The 18,214-nt window shown below is 70.7% G+C and carries 18 protein-coding genes; 5 read left to right on the forward strand and 13 right to left on the reverse strand.

What is annotated here, in order from left to right; translation table 11 throughout:
• Positions 1-30: 30 nt before the first annotated feature.
• A complete protein-coding gene (locus tag ACQP2Y_RS43900) occupies positions 31-528 on the reverse strand; it encodes a YbjN domain-containing protein (protein ID WP_433722472.1) in 498 nt (165 codons plus the stop codon).
• A complete protein-coding gene (gene mshA / locus ACQP2Y_RS43905) occupies positions 522-1,826 on the reverse strand; it encodes a D-inositol-3-phosphate glycosyltransferase (RefSeq protein WP_433722474.1) in 1,305 nt (434 codons plus the stop codon). The genes ACQP2Y_RS43900 and mshA overlap by 7 nt, the downstream gene beginning before the upstream one ends.
• A gap of 143 nt (positions 1,827-1,969) precedes the next feature.
• On the opposite strand from mshA, the gene ACQP2Y_RS43910 reads away from it, so the two are divergent.
• Positions 1,970-2,731: an SDR family oxidoreductase gene (locus ACQP2Y_RS43910; RefSeq protein WP_433722476.1), complete on the forward strand. Its 762-nt coding sequence runs from the start codon at positions 1,970-1,972 to the stop codon at positions 2,729-2,731.
• A 4-nt stretch (positions 2,732-2,735) separates the two neighbouring features.
• Positions 2,736-3,530 (forward strand): class I SAM-dependent methyltransferase, encoded by a 795-nt coding sequence (locus tag ACQP2Y_RS43915; RefSeq protein ID WP_433722478.1) that lies wholly within the window; start codon positions 2,736-2,738, stop codon positions 3,528-3,530.
• Between the two features lie 6 nt (positions 3,531-3,536).
• Here the strand turns inward: ACQP2Y_RS43915 and ACQP2Y_RS43920 are convergent, their stop codons facing one another.
• The 3 genes from ACQP2Y_RS43920 to ACQP2Y_RS43930 form a co-directional block, all read right to left on the reverse strand.
• The gene (locus ACQP2Y_RS43920; RefSeq protein ID WP_433722480.1) at positions 3,537-5,210 is read right to left on the reverse strand and encodes a DNRLRE domain-containing protein; all 1,674 of its coding nucleotides are present in this window, start codon (positions 5,208-5,210) and stop codon (positions 3,537-3,539) included.
• Between the two features lie 236 nt (positions 5,211-5,446).
• Positions 5,447-5,848 carry a response regulator gene (locus ACQP2Y_RS43925; RefSeq protein WP_433722482.1) on the reverse strand — a complete coding sequence of 134 codons (402 nt, stop codon included), beginning with the start codon at positions 5,846-5,848 and terminating at the stop codon, positions 5,447-5,449.
• Positions 5,849-5,920: 72 nt separating this feature from the next.
• Positions 5,921-7,618 carry a S8 family serine peptidase gene (locus ACQP2Y_RS43930; protein WP_433722484.1) on the reverse strand — a complete coding sequence of 566 codons (1,698 nt, stop codon included), beginning with the start codon at positions 7,616-7,618 and terminating at the stop codon, positions 5,921-5,923.
• Between the two features lie 231 nt (positions 7,619-7,849).
• Between ACQP2Y_RS43930 and ACQP2Y_RS43935 the strand changes: the two genes are divergently transcribed.
• Together ACQP2Y_RS43935 and ACQP2Y_RS43940 are read left to right on the forward strand one after the other, a co-directional pair.
• Positions 7,850-8,074, forward strand: a complete 225-nt coding sequence (locus tag ACQP2Y_RS43935) for a DUF7455 domain-containing protein (RefSeq protein WP_360833109.1) — start codon at positions 7,850-7,852, stop codon at positions 8,072-8,074.
• A 79-nt stretch (positions 8,075-8,153) separates the two neighbouring features.
• On the forward strand, positions 8,154-9,965 hold the full coding sequence (locus ACQP2Y_RS43940) for a PAS domain-containing sensor histidine kinase (RefSeq protein WP_433722487.1): 1,812 nt from the start codon (positions 8,154-8,156) through the stop codon (positions 9,963-9,965).
• 7 nt (positions 9,966-9,972) lie between these two features.
• Here the strand turns inward: ACQP2Y_RS43940 and ACQP2Y_RS43945 are convergent, their stop codons facing one another.
• The 3 genes from ACQP2Y_RS43945 to ACQP2Y_RS43955 form a co-directional block, all read right to left on the reverse strand.
• Positions 9,973-10,755 (reverse strand): SRPBCC family protein, encoded by a 783-nt coding sequence (locus ACQP2Y_RS43945; protein WP_433722489.1) that lies wholly within the window; start codon positions 10,753-10,755, stop codon positions 9,973-9,975.
• A gap of 74 nt (positions 10,756-10,829) precedes the next feature.
• Entirely contained in the window at positions 10,830-11,582 is a 753-nt protein-coding gene (locus ACQP2Y_RS43950) for a hydrolase (RefSeq protein ID WP_433722491.1), read from the reverse strand.
• Between the two features lie 113 nt (positions 11,583-11,695).
• Positions 11,696-13,255 (reverse strand): methyl-accepting chemotaxis protein, encoded by a 1,560-nt coding sequence (locus ACQP2Y_RS43955; RefSeq protein WP_433722493.1) that lies wholly within the window; start codon positions 13,253-13,255, stop codon positions 11,696-11,698.
• Between the two features lie 211 nt (positions 13,256-13,466).
• On the opposite strand from ACQP2Y_RS43955, the gene ACQP2Y_RS43960 reads away from it, so the two are divergent.
• Complete coding sequence (locus ACQP2Y_RS43960) at positions 13,467-14,315, forward strand: peptidoglycan DD-metalloendopeptidase family protein (RefSeq protein ID WP_433722495.1); 849 nt, start codon at positions 13,467-13,469, stop codon at positions 14,313-14,315.
• Between the two features lie 137 nt (positions 14,316-14,452).
• Here the strand turns inward: ACQP2Y_RS43960 and csrA are convergent, their stop codons facing one another.
• The 5 genes from csrA to flgN are packed head-to-tail and all read right to left on the reverse strand — an operon-like array spanning position 14,453 to position 18,010.
• Positions 14,453-14,704 carry a carbon storage regulator CsrA gene (gene csrA, locus ACQP2Y_RS43965; protein ID WP_433722497.1) on the reverse strand — a complete coding sequence of 84 codons (252 nt, stop codon included), beginning with the start codon at positions 14,702-14,704 and terminating at the stop codon, positions 14,453-14,455.
• Positions 14,705-14,752: 48 nt separating this feature from the next.
• Positions 14,753-15,151, reverse strand: coding sequence for a flagellar assembly protein FliW (gene fliW / locus ACQP2Y_RS43970; RefSeq protein WP_433722499.1), 399 nt, complete (start codon positions 15,149-15,151; stop codon positions 14,753-14,755).
• A 41-nt stretch (positions 15,152-15,192) separates the two neighbouring features.
• A complete protein-coding gene (locus tag ACQP2Y_RS43975; RefSeq protein WP_433722501.1) occupies positions 15,193-16,125 on the reverse strand; it encodes a flagellin in 933 nt (310 codons plus the stop codon).
• An 8-nt stretch (positions 16,126-16,133) separates the two neighbouring features.
• A complete protein-coding gene (gene flgK / locus ACQP2Y_RS43980; RefSeq protein WP_433722503.1) occupies positions 16,134-17,525 on the reverse strand; it encodes a flagellar hook-associated protein FlgK in 1,392 nt (463 codons plus the stop codon).
• Entirely contained in the window at positions 17,525-18,010 is a 486-nt protein-coding gene (gene flgN / locus ACQP2Y_RS43985; RefSeq protein WP_360545721.1) for a flagellar export chaperone FlgN, read from the reverse strand. The genes flgK and flgN overlap by 1 nt, the downstream gene beginning before the upstream one ends.
• Positions 18,011-18,214 lie beyond the last annotated feature (204 nt).

Here is an 18,214-nt window from a genome sequence, read left to right on the forward strand (position 1 = left end):
GGTAACGCTCTTAACAGTTACCGCTTCAGGTTAGCCGGGGGTTTCCTTGTCGGCGAGGTGGGCGAAGGCCTGGAGGTTGGCCAGCGACTCGCCGCGCTTGACCCGCCACTCCCACTCGCGCTTGATCGACGAGCCGAAGCCGATCTCCAGCATCGAGTCGAAGGACTCGTCGGCGTACGTCAGCACCGCGCCCAGCAGCCGGTCCAGCTCGTCCTCGTCCAGGCCTTTCAGCGACACCCGGCCGGTCAGGTAGACGTCGCCGGCCGCGTCGATCGAGAAGCTCACGCCGTACATGCGGGCGTTGCGGCGCAGCAGCCAGGCCCAGAGCTCCTCGCTCTGCTCGTCCGGGTGGCGCATCACGAACGCCTCGATGCGCAGGGCGTGCTCGCCCACGATGAGGTTGCAGGCCGTCTTGAGCTTGTGCGTGCCCGGCAGTGTCACCACCCACGAGGCATCGCCGGTGGACTCGCACTCCAGCTCGCGTTCCGCGCAGACCCGCTCGATCAGCGCGCCGATCTCGGTCACCATGAGAACGAGCCTGCCAGGCGGGCCTCGATCAGCGCACGGTGCTCGGTCACCGCCTCGCGGTAGACCCGCAGCAGGCCGTCCGCGGTGCGGTCCCAGGAGAAGTTGGTGGCGTGCCGGACCGCACCGATCGACAGCCGCAGCCGGCGGGCCGGTGCCAGCAGCAGATCGGCCAGCACCCGGGCCCAGGCGACCGGGTCGTGCCCGTCCACCAGCACTCCGCTGACGCCGTCGGTGACCGCCGTGACCAGACCACCGACGGCCGCCGCGACGACCGGCGTGCCGCAGGCCTGGGCCTCCAGCGCGACCAGCCCGAACGACTCGTTGTGGGAGGGGACGGCGACCAGGTCGGCGGCCCTGTACAGCGCGGCGAGGGCCTCGCCGGTCTGCGGCGCCACGAAGCGCACCTTGTGCGAGACGCCGAGCGAGCCGGCCAGCTCGATCAGGGCGGTGGGCCGGTCCAGGCCGCTGCCGCTGGGGCCGCCGCAGATCACCACGGTCACGTCCTCGTCGCGCAGGGCCGGTGCGGCCAGCGCGTTGATCAGCACGTCCGGGCCCTTGAGCGGCTGGATCCGGCCGACGAAGGCCACCACGTACCCGCGTTCGGGCAGGCCGAGCCGGCGGCGGTCGGCCGCCCGGGTGGAGCGGGGTCGAAAGCGGTCCAGGTCCACGCCCGGCTGCACCACGGTGAGCCGGGTCGGGTCGGCGTCGTAACAGCTGACCAGGTCCTGGGCCTCGAACCGGGTGTTGGCCACCAGCCGGTCCGCCTCGGCGATGACCTGCTCCTCGCCGATCACCCGGGCCTTGGGCTCGGGGCGGTCACCGGCGGCGATGAACCTGTTCTTGACCTTGGCCAGGGTGTGCGCGGTGTGCACGTGCGGGACGCCCCAGCGTTCCCGGGCCAGCCAGCCGACCTGCCCGGACATCCAGTAGTGCGAGTGGATCAGGTCGTACGCGCCGGGCGGGCGCGCGGCCTCGGCCCGCAGCACGCCGTTGGTGAAGGCGCAGAGCTGCGACGGCAGCTCCTCCTTCGACAGGCCCTCGAACGGGCCGGCGGTGACATGGCGCACAGTCACGCCCGGCGCCATCTCGACGACCGGCGGCAGCTCGCTCGACGTGGCGCGGGTGAAGATCTCCACCTCGACGTCCCGCTCGGCCAGCCGCTTGGACACCTCGACGATGTACACGTTCATGCCACCGGCGTCGCCCGTGCCCGGCTGCTCCAGTGGCGAGGTGTGCACGGAGAGGGTGGCGATGCGCCGGGGGGTCGGCCAGGGGCCTGCAGCCCGCAGCTCAGCCACGTCGTGTCCCTTCGCGAAAGCAGTGGAACGTAACGGGGAACTGTTACGCCGTCGTTCATCTTCCCCATCCACCGGCCCTCAACCCAACGCCAGGAGGCCGGGGGTGACCCAGCTCTCCTGCCGCGGTGAGGCAGGATCAGAGGATGGTGCAGAAGAAGATCGCCGTCGTCACTGGGGCGTCCAGCGGCATCGGCGCGGCCACCGCACGCCGGCTGGCCGCCGAGGGCTTCCACGTGGTGGCCGCCGCGCGCCGGGCGGACCGGCTGGAGAAGCTGGTCGCCGAGCTCGGCGCGGACGCCACCGCGGTGGTGTGCGACATCACGTCCGACGCTGCCGTGGATGCCTTGGCGGCGGCGGTCGACGAGCTCGGTGCGCCGGTCGCGCTGCTGGTCAACAACGCGGGCGGGGCGCGCGGGATGGACCCGGTCGAGGCCGGCTCGGTCGCCGACTGGCAGTGGATGTACGAGGTGAACGTCCTCGGCACGCTCCGGGTCACCAAGGCACTGCTGCCGGCCCTGGAAGCCAGTGGCGCGGGCACGGTGGTGACCGTCGGGTCGACCGCGGCCTTCACGGTCTACGAGGGCGGCGCCGGTTACACAGCGGCCAAGCACGCGCAGAACGCCCTGGTCGGCACGCTGCGTCTGGAGCTCGCCGGGCGGCCGGTGCGGGTCATCGAGATCGATCCGGGCATGGTGCGCACCGAGGAGTTCTCGCTCAACCGCCTCGGTGACCCGGCCAAGGTCGACGCGATCTACGCCGGGGTGCGCGAGCCGCTGGTCGCCGAGGACATCGCGGACTGTGTCGCCTGGGTCGCCACCCGGCCGCAGCACGTCAACGTCGACCGGCTGGTGGTGCGCCCGATCGCCCAGGCGGCCCAGCACAAGGTGGCCCGGGAGCAGAGCTGACGCCATGAAGCCGGTCGGTGCGGTCACCCGGGGCACCACGAACCCCAACCGGCTGCGCCGGGTGGACAACTTCATCGCGTACCGCTGCGGGGAGCTGCTGACCCGCGCGGCCGCACCGCTGGTCGTCGATCTGGGCTACGGCGCGACGCCGGTCACGGCGGTCGAGCTGCGCGGCCGGCTGGCCGCGCAGGTCCGCCCGGACATCGCGGTGGTCGGTCTCGAGATCGATCCGGTACGCGTGAGCGACGCCCAGCCGTGGGCGGACCCGCCGCTGCTGGAGTTCCGCCGGGGCGGCTTCGAGCTGGCCGGCCTGCGCCCCCAGGTGGTCCGCGCGTTCAACGTGCTGCGCCAGTATCACCAGGACGAGGTGCCCGCCGCGTGGGCCACCATGACCGCCACCGGCGCCCTGCTGGTCGAGGGCACCTGTGACGAGCTGGGCCGGATCGCCACCTGGGCGGTGGTCGGCGCGGACGGGCCGCAGACGCTGACCCTGTCGGCGCGACTGTCCGATCTGGACCATCCGGCCACCTTCGCCGAACGCTTGCCCAAGGCCCTGATCCACCACAACGTGCCCGGTTTCCCGATCCACGACCTGCTGCAGACCCTGGGCGCAGCCTGGGACGCGTCGGCCACGCCGTTCGGTCCGCGGCAACGGTGGCGGGCCACCGTCGAGAAGTTCCGCGAGCAGTGGCCCGTGTTGCCCGGTCCGGCCCGGTGGCGCCGCGGCGAATTGACTGTGCCCTGGCCCGGACAGCCGACCGGGCCGGCCCGCGAACGGACCGGCCCGGCACCGGGTTGAGCGACGTCACTTGCCGATGGTCACCTTGAACATCGGGTCAGCGGCGACCTTATTGAACGCGGTGAGGCTGCTCGGCATGGAGTTCACCGAGATGTCACGGTCGCCCTCGTCGTCGCTGGCCGTGTCGAAGTAGACGACAGCTTTGATCGCCGGGTGGGCCTTGAGCTCGGGGACGACCGAGGCGAACGCGGCGGACTTGTCGGTGACGGTCGCACGGCGGTGGTACATGCCCCACTCGGCCACCATGATCGGCTTGGTGGGGTGGTTCTGCACGGCCCAGTCGTACCAGCCGAGGCCGCCGCCGGTGGGCTGCCGGTCGAGGATGTCGCCCATGTCGCCGTAGTGGTAGTAGCCCTTCTCCACGCTGACGTAGGAGTCCAGGCCGACCCAGTCGACGTACGCGTCGCCCGGGTAGAGGTCCTTCCACCAGGACTGGGCCATCCACTTCTCGTTGCCCATGTAGGCGAGCACGTTGACGGCGTTGGTGACGCCGTTGGCCCGCAGCCGGGTGATCACGTGCCGGTACATCGCGGCGTAGTCCTTGGCGGTCATGCCCGACGCGGCGGTGGTCTGCACGTCGTTCTCCGGCTCGTGGTGCAGCGCCAGGAAGAACTTCTGCTGGAAGTTCTGCTTGACGTACGCGGACCACTTGTCGATCCGGGCGTCCTGCTGTCCGGCGGCGACCTTGGCCCAGGTCGAGTTGTAGGCGACCTTCCAGTTCAGCAGCAGCACCCGCGGGCGCTGCGGGTCCTGGGTCATGGCGATCTCGGCCTTGGTCGGGAACTGCTCGTCGCCCTTGTGGTACTGGTGGAAGATCGTCGCGGTGCGCCCGGTGAGCGTCTCCCAGGTCTTGAGGGCCTCGTCGCGCGGGGTGTCGGTGAAACCACCGGCCGCGGCACCCCACAGCACGCCGCAGGACGGTACGAGCAGCGCACCGGTGACGCACTCCGCCGGCGGCGCCGTGGTCGGCGGGACGGTCGTCGGCGGAACGGTGGCCGGCGGGACGGTCGTCGGCGCCGTGGTCGGCGGGACGGTGGCGGGCGGGGTCGTCGGGGCCTTGGTGGGCGGAGTCGTCGGGGCGGTGGTGGTGGTCGTGGCGCGCTTGACCGTCAGGACCAGCTCCGGGCCACCGGCGGTGGTCGTGCCGTACTCGATGGCGCGCAGCCGGGTGACGCCGGTGGTGGCCGCCGACTTCAGCGCGAACGCGTAGGTACCGGCCTTCGTGACCACTTTGGAGACGTCGAAGCGCAGGGTGGTGTCGGTGAGCTTCGGCTTGATCGAGGCCACCAGCGGGCCGAGGACCGGCGCGTTGGTGGCGGTGAGCTTCTGCTCCGACCACCCGCTCGCCACCGAATGGACGCTGAGCGTAGCGGTGACCGGCTTGCTCTCCACCGGCAGCCGCAGCTCGGCCGCGGTGACGGTGGCACCCGCGGCGACCTTGGGCGCGAACTTCACATAGGACAGCCGGGTCTCCCCGGACTCCTTGCCGATCACCAGCTTGTCGGCCGAGCCGAAGTTCACCGTCCGGCGGGTGCTGGACGTGTAGGCGTCGTCGGTGCTGTAGGTGGTCGTCGTCTCGGTTGTCGTCGCGGCGTTCGCCGTACCGGTCAGCGCGACACCCGCGCCGGCCACCACCACACCCGTCAGTGCGACTCCGATCGTCCTGCGCCTGGCCGTCACGTCGTTCCCCCTGTATGTCAAACAATTGCTGTCTGACATTCAGGTTCGGCGCGGGCGGGTGCCGGCCCGGATCGCGAACGGGTGCAGGCCGGGAGCCGCGCCACAGTGGACCCTCTGGCGGCAGGAGCCCCAGCGGATGAAGGGCTTTGCGGCCGACGGCACCTCCACCGTTCGGCCGAGGCCGGAACGCAGAAAACGCCGCCGGAGCAGCTCCGGCGGCGTTCTCGTTCAGGTCGTCACACGGTCGGTGCCCGCTGGTCGAGGATCGAGCGCAGGGCCTCGAGCAGCAGATCGGCGGTGAACGGCTTCTTGACCAGCAACGCGTCCGGGTCGATCAGGCCCTTGGTGACGGCGATGTCCTTGGGCAGGCCCGAGATGAACACGACGCCCATCTCGGGGCGCAGCCCGGTCGCGGTGCGGGCCAGCTCGCCACCCGAGTCGCCGGGCAGGTTGAGATCGGTGACCAGCACGTCGATCACCCCGGGATGGTCCTGGCAGACCGCGACAGCCTGCTCGCGGTCGCCGGCCACCAGGGTGGCGAAGCCGCGGCGCTCGAGCATCCGGCGCATGATGTCCCGCAGGTCCTCCTCGTCGTCGACGACGAGGACCGTGGGGCGCTCCTGCGTGGCCTCAGTCATGGCGGCCTCCTTGGCTCTACTCACGAAACACGCTATCGGCGCGGCGCCGCACCGGTACGGCTTTCCGAGCTTTCAGAGCGTCAACTTCCACTTGTCCAGAATTCCGGTCGTGGTGCCGAAGGAGTCCTTGACCTGCAACGTCCACGTACCGTTGCGCGACGTACCGGGCACGTTGATCGGGTACGTCTGGGCCAGATTCGCCACGGTGTCCGTCTTGTCGGCCTGCTTCAGCGTGTACTTCGTGCCCCGCGGGCTCACCAGCGAGACGACGAGCGAACCGCGGTAGCCGTGCGCGACGGTCACCGTCACGCTGGAGGTCGACGACGCGGTGCCGGTGCAGCCGGAGATGCTGACGCTGCTCGACGCGGTGCCGTACTTGCTGATCCGCACGTCCGTCCCCATGGTGAACGGCCCGCACGCGGTGACCGGCGCACTCGTGGTGGGGGTCGTCGTGGGCGGGGTGGTCGTCGGAGCGGTGGTCGGGGCGCTCGTCGGGGCCGTCGTGGTGGGGGCCGTGGTAGGCGTGGGGCTCGGGGTGCCCGCGGTGGCGTTCAGCCAGCTGGTGTTGAGCAGCTTGTTGACCGAGCCTGTGCCCGGCGAGGTCACCTTGTCCACCGACGCCTTCGTGGTGAGGGCGGTGAGCACCTGGGCCGGCGTGGCCGCCGGGTCGGCGCCCAGCACCAGCGCCGCCGCGCCCACCACGTGCGGGGCCGCCATCGAGGTGCCGCTCATCGTCTGCGTGCCGGTGTCCGACGAGTAACCCGCGGACGTGATCTTGGCGCCCGGCGCGAAGATGTCGAGGCAGGAGCCGAAGTTGGAGAACGAGGCCCGGGCGTCGGTGCTTTCGGTGGCGCCGACCGTGATCGCGTTGGGCGTGGCCGCCGGCGAGTAGTTGCAGGCGTTCTTGTTCTCGTTGCCGGCCGCCACCGCGTAGGTGACCCCGGAAGCGATGGACTTGGTGACCGCGGCGTTGAGCGCGGAGCTCAGCGTGCCGCCGATGCTCATGTTGGCCACGGCCGGCTTGACCGCGTGCGTGGTCACCCAGTCGACGCCGGCGATGATCGCCGAGTACGAGCCGGACCCGGTGCAGTCCAGGACCCGTACGCCGACCAGCTTGACGTCCTTCGCGACGCCGTACGTGCGGCCGCCGATCGTGCCGGCCACGTGGGTGCCGTGCCCGTTGCAGTCCTGCGCGGTGGCGTCCTTGTCGATGAAATCCCAGCCGTGGCCGGCCCGGCCACCGAACTCGGTGTGGCTGGTCCGGATCCCGGTGTCCAGCACGTACGCGGTCACGTTGGCCGCGGAGCGGTAGGTGTAGGTCTTCGACAGCGGAAGCGCGGGCTGGTCGATGCGGTCCAGGCCCCAGGTCGGCGCGTTCTGGGTGTCGGCCATCCGGACGGTGGCGTCCTGCTCGACGTAGTCGACGGCCGGGTTCGCGGCGAGCCGGCGGGCCGCGGTGGCCGTCATGGTGGCCTGGAAGCCGCGGACGGCCGAGAGGTAGTTGGCGCGGACCTTGCCGCCGTACCGCTTCACGAGGGACCGGGAGGCGGAGGTGACCTGGGCGGCCGCCGCCGTACCGGGCTTGAGCACCACGATGTAGCTGCCGGCGATCGCGTCCGCGGTGGCCGCCGCGCGGATCGGGCCGGTGGGCAGGGCGGTGGGCGTACCAGCGAGGGCCGAGCCGGCGACGCCGGTCACTGCGGCCGCGGTGGCGAGGCCGGCGGTCAGCGCGAAGCGCGCGGTGCGGCGCCGGCCGTCGTTGCGAGTCATTCTGGGTTCCCTCCCGTTAAGCCACAGGCGAACGACTTCACCCGCGTGACGGGGTATGGCCGTGGCGTCTGAGGGAAAGGTTGACGACGGGACAGAGTCACCAGGGACCTTGCCGGTTGCGCCTCAGTTGCAGGGCCCCGAACGACCCCCCGAGGGCTAAGGCGCCCTTCCGGCGGGCCGAAGTACCCGCTGTCAGGACCGCTGCACCGCCACCGAGCAAGGAGAGCGATGATGACCACCATGCTGTCGCCCGAGATCGTCACCGTCCCGTCCCTGGTCGACCGCTGCGACAGCTGCAGCGCGGCCGCCAAGGCCGAGATCGCCCTCAGCAGCGGCGGCTCGCTGGTGTTCTGCGGGCACCACGCCAACAAGCACGCCGACCGGCTCGTGCTGGTCGCGGCCAAGGTCACCGTCGAGGACGGCTTCGAGTGGGCCGGACAGTCTCACTCGGCGTGACCACTTGATCCCATCCGCCGCGATATGATCACTCCCTCACACTTGGGCGGAAACGCCCATATTTAGAGGGGTTCCACCGGTGCAGATCGCGGCGCAGGACGTGGGCAGGCTGTCCCGGATCCTCGCCGGGTGCGCCGGTGTCGCGGTGGCCGTCTTCGGCGCCCTGAACCTGCTCACCTCGTCCGCTGGAAAGAACACCCTGACGTCGAGCCCGGCGGCCGCACTGCTGGCCGCCGGGCTCGCTCTGCTTCTGCTGGCACCGACCCGGTCGACGCCGGTGTCGCGCGTCACCGCGTACGTCCTGGCCGGCGTGGCCGCTCTGCTGGGAGCCGCCGCCCTGGCCCGGCATCCGGCGGCGGCCGTCGCCACCCTGCTGACCGGGCTCGCCCTGACCTGCATCGACGTACGGATCCGCCGGCCCGGTGAGCAGTCCCGGTTCCGGATCGCCGATCCCCTGCTGGCCGGGGCCACGATCATCGCGCTGGTCGCGCTCGTGCCGCGGATGTTCGCGCCGACCTTTCCGGACGGCGGTGGGCCGGACAGTGTGATGACGCCGTACGACGCCGGCGCCCTGCTCACGCTGGCGCTGGGGGCCATCCTCGCGCGGCCGGAAGCCGGTCCGTTGCGTACCGCGGCGGCCGCCGGACCCGGCACCAAGATCCGGCACACGCTGCCCGCGGTGATCGCCGTACCGGTGGTCGCCGCGCTGATCAGCGCGCTGGCGGTGCGCACCGGGATCAGCCGGCCCGCGGCCGCGATCAGCACCGGCGCGATCCTGGCCGCACTCGCCGTGCTGGCCCTGATCGGCTTCCTGGTCCGCTCGCTGGAGGGCGCCGACCGCCAGCAGCGGGAGCTGGTCGCCGAACTGCGCGAGCGCCGGGAGTTCGCGGACACGCTGCTGCAGTCGATGAACGAGGCAGTGATGGTGCTCGACGCCAACCACCGGGTGATCGACGTCAACCGGCGCTGGCGGGAGCTGACCGGGCACAGCGAGCCGCTCGCCCCGGATCCGGCCCCGCTGCCGCCGGCCGGGACCGGCGACTGGCTGGTCCGGCACGCCGACGGCACGGACATCCCGGTGCTGGCCACCATGGCGCCCATCCCCGACGCCGACGGGCGGCCCCGGGCCTACGTGGCCACCTACGTCGACATCACCGACCGCAAGCGGGTCGCCGACGAGCTCCGGGAGCGGGCCGGCGAGCTGGAACGCAGCAACGAGCAGTTGCGGGAGTCGAACGCGCGGCTGGCCGCGGCGCTGGCCTTCAAGAACGACCTGACCTCGATGCTGACCCACGACGTGGCCCAGCCGATCAGCTCCATCGCGAGCCTCTCCGAGCTGCTCAGCGCCGACTGGGCCGAGCTGGACGAGGACACCCGCCTCGAGCTGACCACGAAGATCGACAAGAACACCCGGCGGCTCGTCAAGATGATGAACGACCTGCAGCTGCTGTTCCGGCTGGACACCGGGGCGGTCACCGCGCGGCGGACCCCGGTGCCGGTGCGGGAGGTCGTCACGGCGGTGGCGGCGGAGCTCAAGTGCGGGGCGGACGTGGCGATCGAGATCGACGAGGACCTGGCCGCGCTGGCCGACCGCCAGCACCTCTGGCACGTGGTGCACAACCTGCTGGGCAACGCCCTGAAGTACGGCGATCCGCCACTGGTGGTCAGCGCCTGCCCCGCCGGGGAGTCGATCGAGCTGGTGGTGCAGGACCGCGGCGCGGGGATCCCCGAGGAGCTGGTGCCGCAGCTCTTCGACCGGTTCATGCGCGGCGCCGGGCTGGGCCTGTTCATCGTGCGGCACCTGGTGGAAGCCAACCGGGGCTCGGTCCGCTATGAGCGGGCCGAGCCCCGGGGTGCCCGTCTGGTGGTGACGTTCGAATCGGCGCGGTGAGCCGGCGTCACCAGTCGTGGTCGCCGCCGCGTTCCTCCTCGTGGATGATGCCGTCGCCGCGGACGTCGCGGGAGCCCATCGACCGGCCGCCCATCGGGGCGGCGCCGCCGCTCACCGACCGCGAGCCGCCGATCCGGCGGCCGGGGGCCAGCACGTCGTCCAGGTCGGCGGCGCTGGTGATGCCCGGGGCCGAGGTGATGTCCACGTCGGTGCCCGCGTTGGCGTTGCTGAACTCGCCGGCGCTGGTGCCCCAGCCGGCCCCGGGATGCGGCCGGCCGCCCCGGGCCCGGGCGGCGACCGAGGCCGGTGACGCCGGGTTGGCCGGCACGCCGGCGAGCTGCTTCGAGCTCGCCCCGCGCAGCTGCAGGTCACCCAGCTTGCCGGTCTCGATCAGGCCCTTGAAGGTGTCCAGGTCGGCCTTGAGCCGCCGGCGCAGGGTCTCCTGACCGTGCCGGTCGCTGGGCAGCAGGAAGGCCACGTCGGCCTCGAGCTGGGCGACGATCTGGGTCCGGGTCTCACCCATCGGCCGCAACGTGATCGTCTCGGCGAGCAGCGGTCCCTCGGTGGTCGCCCAGGAGACCCGCTCGTCCAGGGAGCGCTCGGTGATCTGGGCGTCGAACTCCCGGCGATGGCCCTCGACGTCCATGATCCAGTGGGTCTGGTCGTCGCCGATCCGGGTCACCCGCTGCACACCGGTCATGAACCGCGGATAGTTCTCGAACGTCGCGATCTGCTCGTACACCGCGTGCAGTGGGGCACCGATCTCGACGGCCTGCTGAACCATACTCATGGCATCTCTCCCATGCTGAAGTGCTGGCATGACTGAGAGTACGTACGCGATTACAGGCTGCGGCCGGTTTCCGATCAGACCCGGCGCAGGTACTGCCACTGGCCGACCTCGCCGGCGTACCGGGCGTCACTCGCCGCCACCAGGGACACACCAGCCTCCCGCAGCGTGGCCGCCACCAGCGGCGACGGGCCGCGCCAGGCCTCACTGATCTCGACCGCCGTACCGGTGACGAGGCAGGCGGTGGCGAGCGCTGCCAGCATGTCCCGGGTCACCGCCGACTCGTCGATGCCGACCTGGCTCAGCAGGCTCAGCGGCCGGGCGAGCTGCGCCGGCGCGTACCGGGAGGCCCGGTCCATGCCCTTGATCGTCGCCGTCACCACGATCTCGGCGACCTGCTCCGGGGTGAGTTCACCGGTGGCGAGCTGGGCCCGCACATCACGCGGGAGCGCCGGGCCGGAGGCCAGCGGCAGCCTAGACACGGCCACCGACACCGCCTCGAGGTGCCCCAGGTCCCCCGGCCAGGCCAGCCAGCCGTCGCGCTGGACGACCTCGACCTCGGCGGCGATGCGCAGGTTCAGCTCGGTGCGCCGGCGGGCCCGGCGGATGGTGTCCGCGTACGCGGGCAGCCACGTCGTCTCGGGCCCCACCTGGTCGGCGAAGGTGACGGAGGTCAGCCCGGCGTGGTCGGCGGCGGAGACGATCAGGCCCACGCTGTCCCGGCCCGCCGCGAACCCCGTGTGCACGTGGGCGTCGGCCCGCAGATCAAGGGCGGACGCCGGCGTGGCGAGGGTGGTGCCGTCCATGACCGATTCACGCTCTGCACCCACGATGACTCCCGAGACCGATTCCCGCCGGACGAGCTCTTCTCGCCCTGGGGATTACGGTGCGGCCCCGGTGTTGTGGACCGGGGCCGCGCCAGGTGCAGTCAGGGTGCGTCCGGTCAGAGCCGGAAAGCGCCCACCAGAGTGCGCAGTTGCTCGGCTGTCCGGGCCACCTCTTCGCTGGCCTGCCGGGTCTGGGTGACGCCGTGCACAGCGGTGGCGCTGGCGGTGGAGACGTCGGAGATGTTCGCGGCGATCCGGCTGCTGCCCGACGCCACCTCGCCGATGCTGCGGCTCATCTCGCCGGTGGTCGCGGTCTGCTCCTCGACGGCGCTCGCGATCGTCGTCTGGAAGTCATTGATCTTGGCGATGACCTCGCTGATCCGGCTGATCACATCGACCGCGCCGCTGGTGTCCTGCTGGATCGCGTTCACCCGGGAACCGATGTCCTCGGTGGCTCGCGCGGTCTCCTGGGCCAGGTCCTTGACCTCGCTGGCCACCACGGCAAAGCCCTTGCCCGCGTCGCCGGCCCGGGCCGCCTCGATGGTCGCGTTCAGCGCCAGCAGGTTGGTCTGCTCGGCGATCGAGGTGATCAGCTTGATCACGTTGCCGATCTCCGCCGAGGACTCACCGAGCTGCCGGATCGTCTCCGTGGCCTGCGCGGCCTCGGACACGGCGACCGCGGCGATCTGCGCGGCCTCGCTGGTGTTGCGCGAGATCTCCCGGATGCTCAGGCCCATCTCCTCGGAGCCCGCGGCCACCGTCTGCACGTTGCGGGAGATCTCCTCGGCCTCGCTCGACGCCGAGGAGGTCTGCGCGTCGGTGTCGTGGGCGGCGTCGGCGATCTGCCCGGCCACGGCCGACAGCTCGGTCGCCGAGCTGGCCAGGGTCTCGGCCTCCTGGCCGATGGTGGTGAGCGAGCGGTGGATCGACTCGACGGCGGCGTCCAGCCCGGTGGCCATCCGGCCGAGCTCGTCCCGGGTCGTGATGCCGCTGCGCCGGGTCAGGTCACCCTGCTGCAGGGCCTCGATGATCTCGCCGAGCCGCTGTACCGGGCGCAGGATCGACCGGGCGAGGGGAATGGACAGCCCGATCAGCAGGAGCAGCCCGACGAGACCGACGATCCAGGCCGCCCGCTTGGTGTCGCTCACCGCGTCGGCCATGACGGCGCGCTCCTCCTGGGCGGAGGCCGTCACCTTCTCGTTCAGGGCCCCGAGCTGGTCGTCCACGGCGTGGTTGCGCTCGGCGATCTGATCGGTGTTCGGGGCGGCGGTCGCGCCCGGGGTCAGGGACTGCTGGACGAAGCCGGTGATGAAGGTGCCGAAGTCGTTGACGTCCGGCCGGATCCCGCCGAACTCGGTGGCCAGGGCACCGGTCAGCCCGCACGACTCGACCCCGTCGGCTGCCTCGGTGGCCGAGACCACGTCGTCGGCGACGTCCTGGGTGACGTCGTGCTTGAGGGCCGACCGGTACGCGTCGACCTTGAGCTCACTCTGCCGGGTGTCGAGGTGGTTCAACGCCCCGAGGCAGGCCTCCAGCGTGCGTACGTCGTCGGACTGGCTGACGACCCGGTTCTGCCCCTGCACCGTGATCGTGGCCAGGGCGAGCAGGGCCAGCACACCGACGAGCACGATAAGCGTCAGACGCTTGGCGATGCCCATTTCCGTCAATCTCGACATCTACGTCCCCCTCGAAGGCGACCATGTGCCCGAGCGTCCGGGCTCCTGGTGCGGCGGTAATTCCATCTTCAAGGCGGATCGGCCCATCCGCGCCGGTTTTTATCCATTTGCCGCAACTGTTCTGCACTGGCGGAGCACCGGAACCGGCATCCCGCGCTCGGCAGCCTGGCCTGAACGAGCGCGCGTCCCCGTACGGCCGAAGGGAAACCCCATGAAACGACGACATCAGCGCACCGCCCTCGCCCTGCTCGCCGCGGTCGGCACCGTCGGCGGCACACTGACCCTCAGCCCCGCTCCCGCCGCCGCGGCGGGCACCGCGGCCAAGATCGCCGGCACCGGCAAGGTCGTCACCGGGGGAACGCCGCTCAACGCGCGCAGCGCCCCGTCCGCGGGCAGCCCGCGGATCGGCACCATCCGCAACGGCGCCACCGTCTCGATCGTCTGCCGGATCGCCGGGCAGTTCATCAGCGGGACCGTGACGAACACCGGCTACTGGGACCGCCTGGCCGACAACAGCTACATCTCCGACGCGTACGTCCAGCGGGGCTCCTTCACCATCCCCAAGTGCAGCGCGGCCGCGCCGGTGTCGGCCGTACCGCTGCCGCCCGTGTCGGGCACCTGGATGCTTCCCGTCGCCGCCGGGCTGGTCAGCGGCTTCCGTACCACCGGCCGCCCAGCCCACGACGGCGTCGACCTCGGCGCCACCCGCAACACGCCGATCCGCGCGGCCACCGCCGGCACCGTCATCCGCGTGGTCTGCAACGTCTCCAAGGGAAGCTGCGACGTGGACGGCAGTTCCGCCCTGCGCGGCTGCGGCTGGTACGTCGAGGTCCAGCACGAGGGCAACCTGGTGACCCGGTACTGCCACATGGTGCGGCGCCCGGCGGTCACCGTCGGCCAGAGCGTCCCGCGCGGCGCGATCCTCGGCTACGTGGGCACGTCGGGCGCGTCCTCCGGCCCGCACCTGCACTTCGAGGTGCACGCCGGTGCGCCCGCGACCCGGGAGAACGCCGTCGACCCGATCGCCTTCTTCAAGACCCGCGGCCTGTCCATCCGCTGATCCCGGCCCATCCGCTGATCCCGGCGCCGCCGTCCACCCGGGCGGCGGTGCCGGACCGGCCCGGAAACCGTTGCCGGGCAGGCCAACGGGCCGGACTCCCACAGGGAGCCGGCCCAGGTTGGTACCACAATGGAGGGTCAGTCGCCCGGCGGCTCGACGCCGGCCGGACGCAACATCTCGGTCACCGCGCGGACGGCCGCCTCGTCGGGCGACGCCGCTTCCCGGTTGACCGCCTGCAGCTCCTGGTACACCTCTTCGCGGTGCACCTGGACGCTGCGCGGGGCGTTGATACCGATCCGGACGACATCACCGCGCGTCTCGAGCACGGTCACGACGACGTCGTCGCCGATCATCACGCTCTCGCCGGCCCTCCTGGTCAGCACGAGCATCGCGGCAGTCCCTTCTCCATCCGTGGACAGGACACCTGAGCGAGTCCGTCAGTACGCCTGGCGCATGACGGCGCGCACCGGCATGTCAGTGCCGGACAGGACGACCTGCATGGCCCGGCGGCTGTCCCGGTCCACGATGATCGGGGCCAGCAGATTGGCCGTGGTCTCCTGGACGCCCGCGGTGATGACGACCATGACCAGCAGCCGGTCCGGGTCCTTGGTGTTCAGCGCGGCGAAGACGTCGTTCTCGATCTCCGGCGCGTAGTCCGGGAAGAACGGCTCCGGCGGGGCGACGAGGAATCGCAGGTTCGGGTCATCGACAGACGTGAAAGCGTAGAGCAGGCCGTTGTCGTTCAGCCGGACCAGGACGAATTGCCGATGGGCCGGAAAGCCGGGCATGGGAACGGCCATGTCGATGATCGGCATGTTCAGCTCGGTGTCGGTCACGGATGCCCCAATCGGTCGGGACGCGGTGCGAGTAGTCATGGTCACCTCAGGAAATCGATGAGCGAGGGTTGAATAACCTTGGCCGTGGCGGCCAGGGCAGCCTGGTACGAGGTCTGCTGAAGCTGCATATCCATGATGGTTTTCGGCAGATCGATGTCCTCGATGTCCGACAGCTGCGAGGTCACGGACAACAAGCGGTCCTGGGCCGATTCCTTCATCTGCGTAATCCGATTATATCGTGAGCCGATCTCGGAAATGGCCGATTTCAGTTTGTTGCCGGCCTTGTCGAGGCTGGTGAGGTCGTGCTGCAGGGCGGCGTTGTCACCGGAGCGCAGATGCGCCGAGACGTTTTCCAGGACCCGGAACAATCCGGTGGTGTCGGCACTGACATCGGTGTTGTCGCCGAACGCCTCCGGGCCGGTCATGTCGACCCGCACTTTCACATTGGAACCGACCGTGCGCGACACACTCGTGCGCGAGGCATCGGCCGGGTCGTACGCATTCCCGGTGAAGCCGCCGTCCTTGTCATAGGCCACCGGCTCGGTGGTGTTACCGCCGAACACCGGCCGATCGAGATAGCGGGTGTTCGCATAGGACACCAGCGACTCGCGGATCTGGTCGATCTCGGTGGCCAGCGCCTCGTTGGCCTGGGCCCCGTTCGTGGTGGAGTTCAGGCCCTGCACGGTCAGGTCCCGGGCCCGGTTGACCAGGGTCGACGAGCTGCCCAGGGTCTGTTCCAGGGTGCCGAGCCAGCCCAGGCCGTCGTCGGCGTTGCGGGTGTACTGCTGGCTGGTGCGCGTCTCGCCCCGCAACTGCAGGGCCGAGACCGTGCCGGCCGGCGAGTCCGACGGCCGGTTCAGTTGCTTGCCGCTGGACAGCTGGTCCTGGATCTTCGCGCCCTTGGCGATGTTGCGCTGGAGATTGGCCAGCACCCGGGTGTGGATGCTGCCCTCGGTGACTCTGCCGCCGATCATGTCTACCCCTACCTGCCGACCAGGCCCGTACGGTTGATGAGCTGGTCGAGCATCGAATCGATCGTGGTCAGGACCCGGGACGCCGCTTCGTACCCGCGCTGGTAGGTGAGCAGGTTGGTCATCTCCTCGTCGAGATTGACCCCGGACTCGCCCTCGCGCGCCGCGTCGATCTGCTCGGTCACCACGGCCTGGATCTCGGCCCGCCGGGTGGAGCCCTGCGAGGAGACCCCGAGCCGGCCGATCATCGACTGGTACTCGCGGTCCGGGCCGTCGGCCGCGTCGCCGATGTCGGCGATGGCGTCGGCCACGGAGTTGTCCAGCGTGCCGTTGGTGCCGGCGACCGCCACCTTGTCCGGGTCCTCGATCAGGACGGTGACCGAGCCGTCGGGCTTGCGGCCGAAGAAGTCCAGACCCGTGCTGCCGTCGACGCTGAAACCGTCGCGGTGCTTGGCGTTGACCGAGTTGATCAGGTTGTCGGTGACCGAGGTGAGGTCGCCGGACAGCCCCGGGATGATGGTGGTCATCGTGTCGACGGAGGCGCCCATCTTGCCGCCGGCCTGGACCGTCGAGCCGACGTCGTCCTTCCAGACCAGCCGCACCGGGTCGCCGCCGGTCAGCTGGTCCTGCAGCCGCTTGGCGCCGGTGACGTCGAGCTGGCGGGTCGTGGTCCCGGTGACCAGGGTGGAGCCGCCGATGAAGACGTCCATCCCGCCGTTCTCCCGCTTCGCCGCGGTGGCGCCGGTGAGCTCGGAGAGCTTCATGGCCAGCAGATCCCGCCGGTCCTCCAGCTCGTTGACCGTCAGCCCGGAGGCGTTGGCCATGATGATGCTGTCGTTGAGCTGGGCGATGGACCCGGCCGTCACGTTCACGTCGTCGACGTAGGCCGCCATCTGGGTGCGGTCCTGGCTCCACTGCCGGGACAGCGAGTCCTGGGCGGCGTTCAGCTGGTCGGCCACCGTGGCACTCTGCTGGATCAGGGCCGAGCGGGGCGCGGAGAGCTGCGGGTTGTTGGAGACGTCGTTCCAACCACCCCACATGTCGCGGAGCTGGGCCGCCAGGGCGGTGTCGCTCGGCTCGGCGAAGGCGTCCTCGATCGAGGTGTAGGACGCGCTCTGAGCGCTCAGGTACGAACTCGCGCCGTGCTCCGTCCGGCCCCTGTTCTCCAGGTACTCGTCGCGCAGGCGCTGGACGTCCGAGACGGCGACGCCGGTGCCGAGGCCGTCGGTCTTCGCGTACATGGCCGGCGAGAGGGAGCCGACCTGGGACTGCATGCCGACCCGCTGCCGGGTGTAGCCCTCGGTGTTGGCGTTCGCGATGTTCTGACCGGTGACGTCCAGCCCGCGACGCTGCGCGTAGAGGGAGGTCAGTGCGGTGTTGATCCCGCCGAAACTGCTGCCCATCAGATCGCCTCATCCACCAGGCTGGGGCGGCGCACGCCGCCGCTGACGGTTTTCCCTTGCGGGCTGTACGTTTCCACGGTTCCGGCGAACGCGAGCATGGTTTCGCGAGCTGCGCGCTGACCGGCGGTCAGCAGCTCACGGTTGGACTCCGCGATGGCCCCGATCTCCGAGGTCAGCGTCAGGAACGCCTTGCGGTGCTGGTGCAGCAGGTCCGACCAGGGCGCCGGCGCCGCGTCCGCGAGCTGCCCGAGGGACGCCTCGGCGTTGAGGCCGAGCTCCACCGCGACACCTTGCGCGTAGGCGGCCCGCACGACCTCGGTCTGGCGGATCTGATCCAGCACCACCTCCACCTCGCGGGTGGCGTGCGCGAGCCAGCGGGACCGGTTCGAGGCGAGCAGCAACTGCTCCTCCTCGAGCTTGAACAACAGGAGTTCCAACAGCTCCCGCGCACGCCACAGGACGCTGGACAGGTCAGTCAGACTCACCGGCTCCTCCTCTCCCGCGGCAGGAGTCCCTCCCGCTTCACCGGACAAGTCGGCACTCGCTGGGCGTCTCTGAGGACTTGAGCGCCTTCGGGTTGCGAATCGGGTCCCGGCCGGATCCGGCCCCGGAAGAAGTTCTGAACAAACTTCGGATACCCCTCAGGACGCACCGTGGCCGACCGATCACTGATGGCGTAAGCACAACGG

Origin of the sequence: Actinoplanes sp. CA-051413 (assembly GCF_050955795.1) — a bacterium.
GTDB lineage: Bacteria > Actinomycetota > Actinomycetes > Mycobacteriales > Micromonosporaceae > Actinoplanes.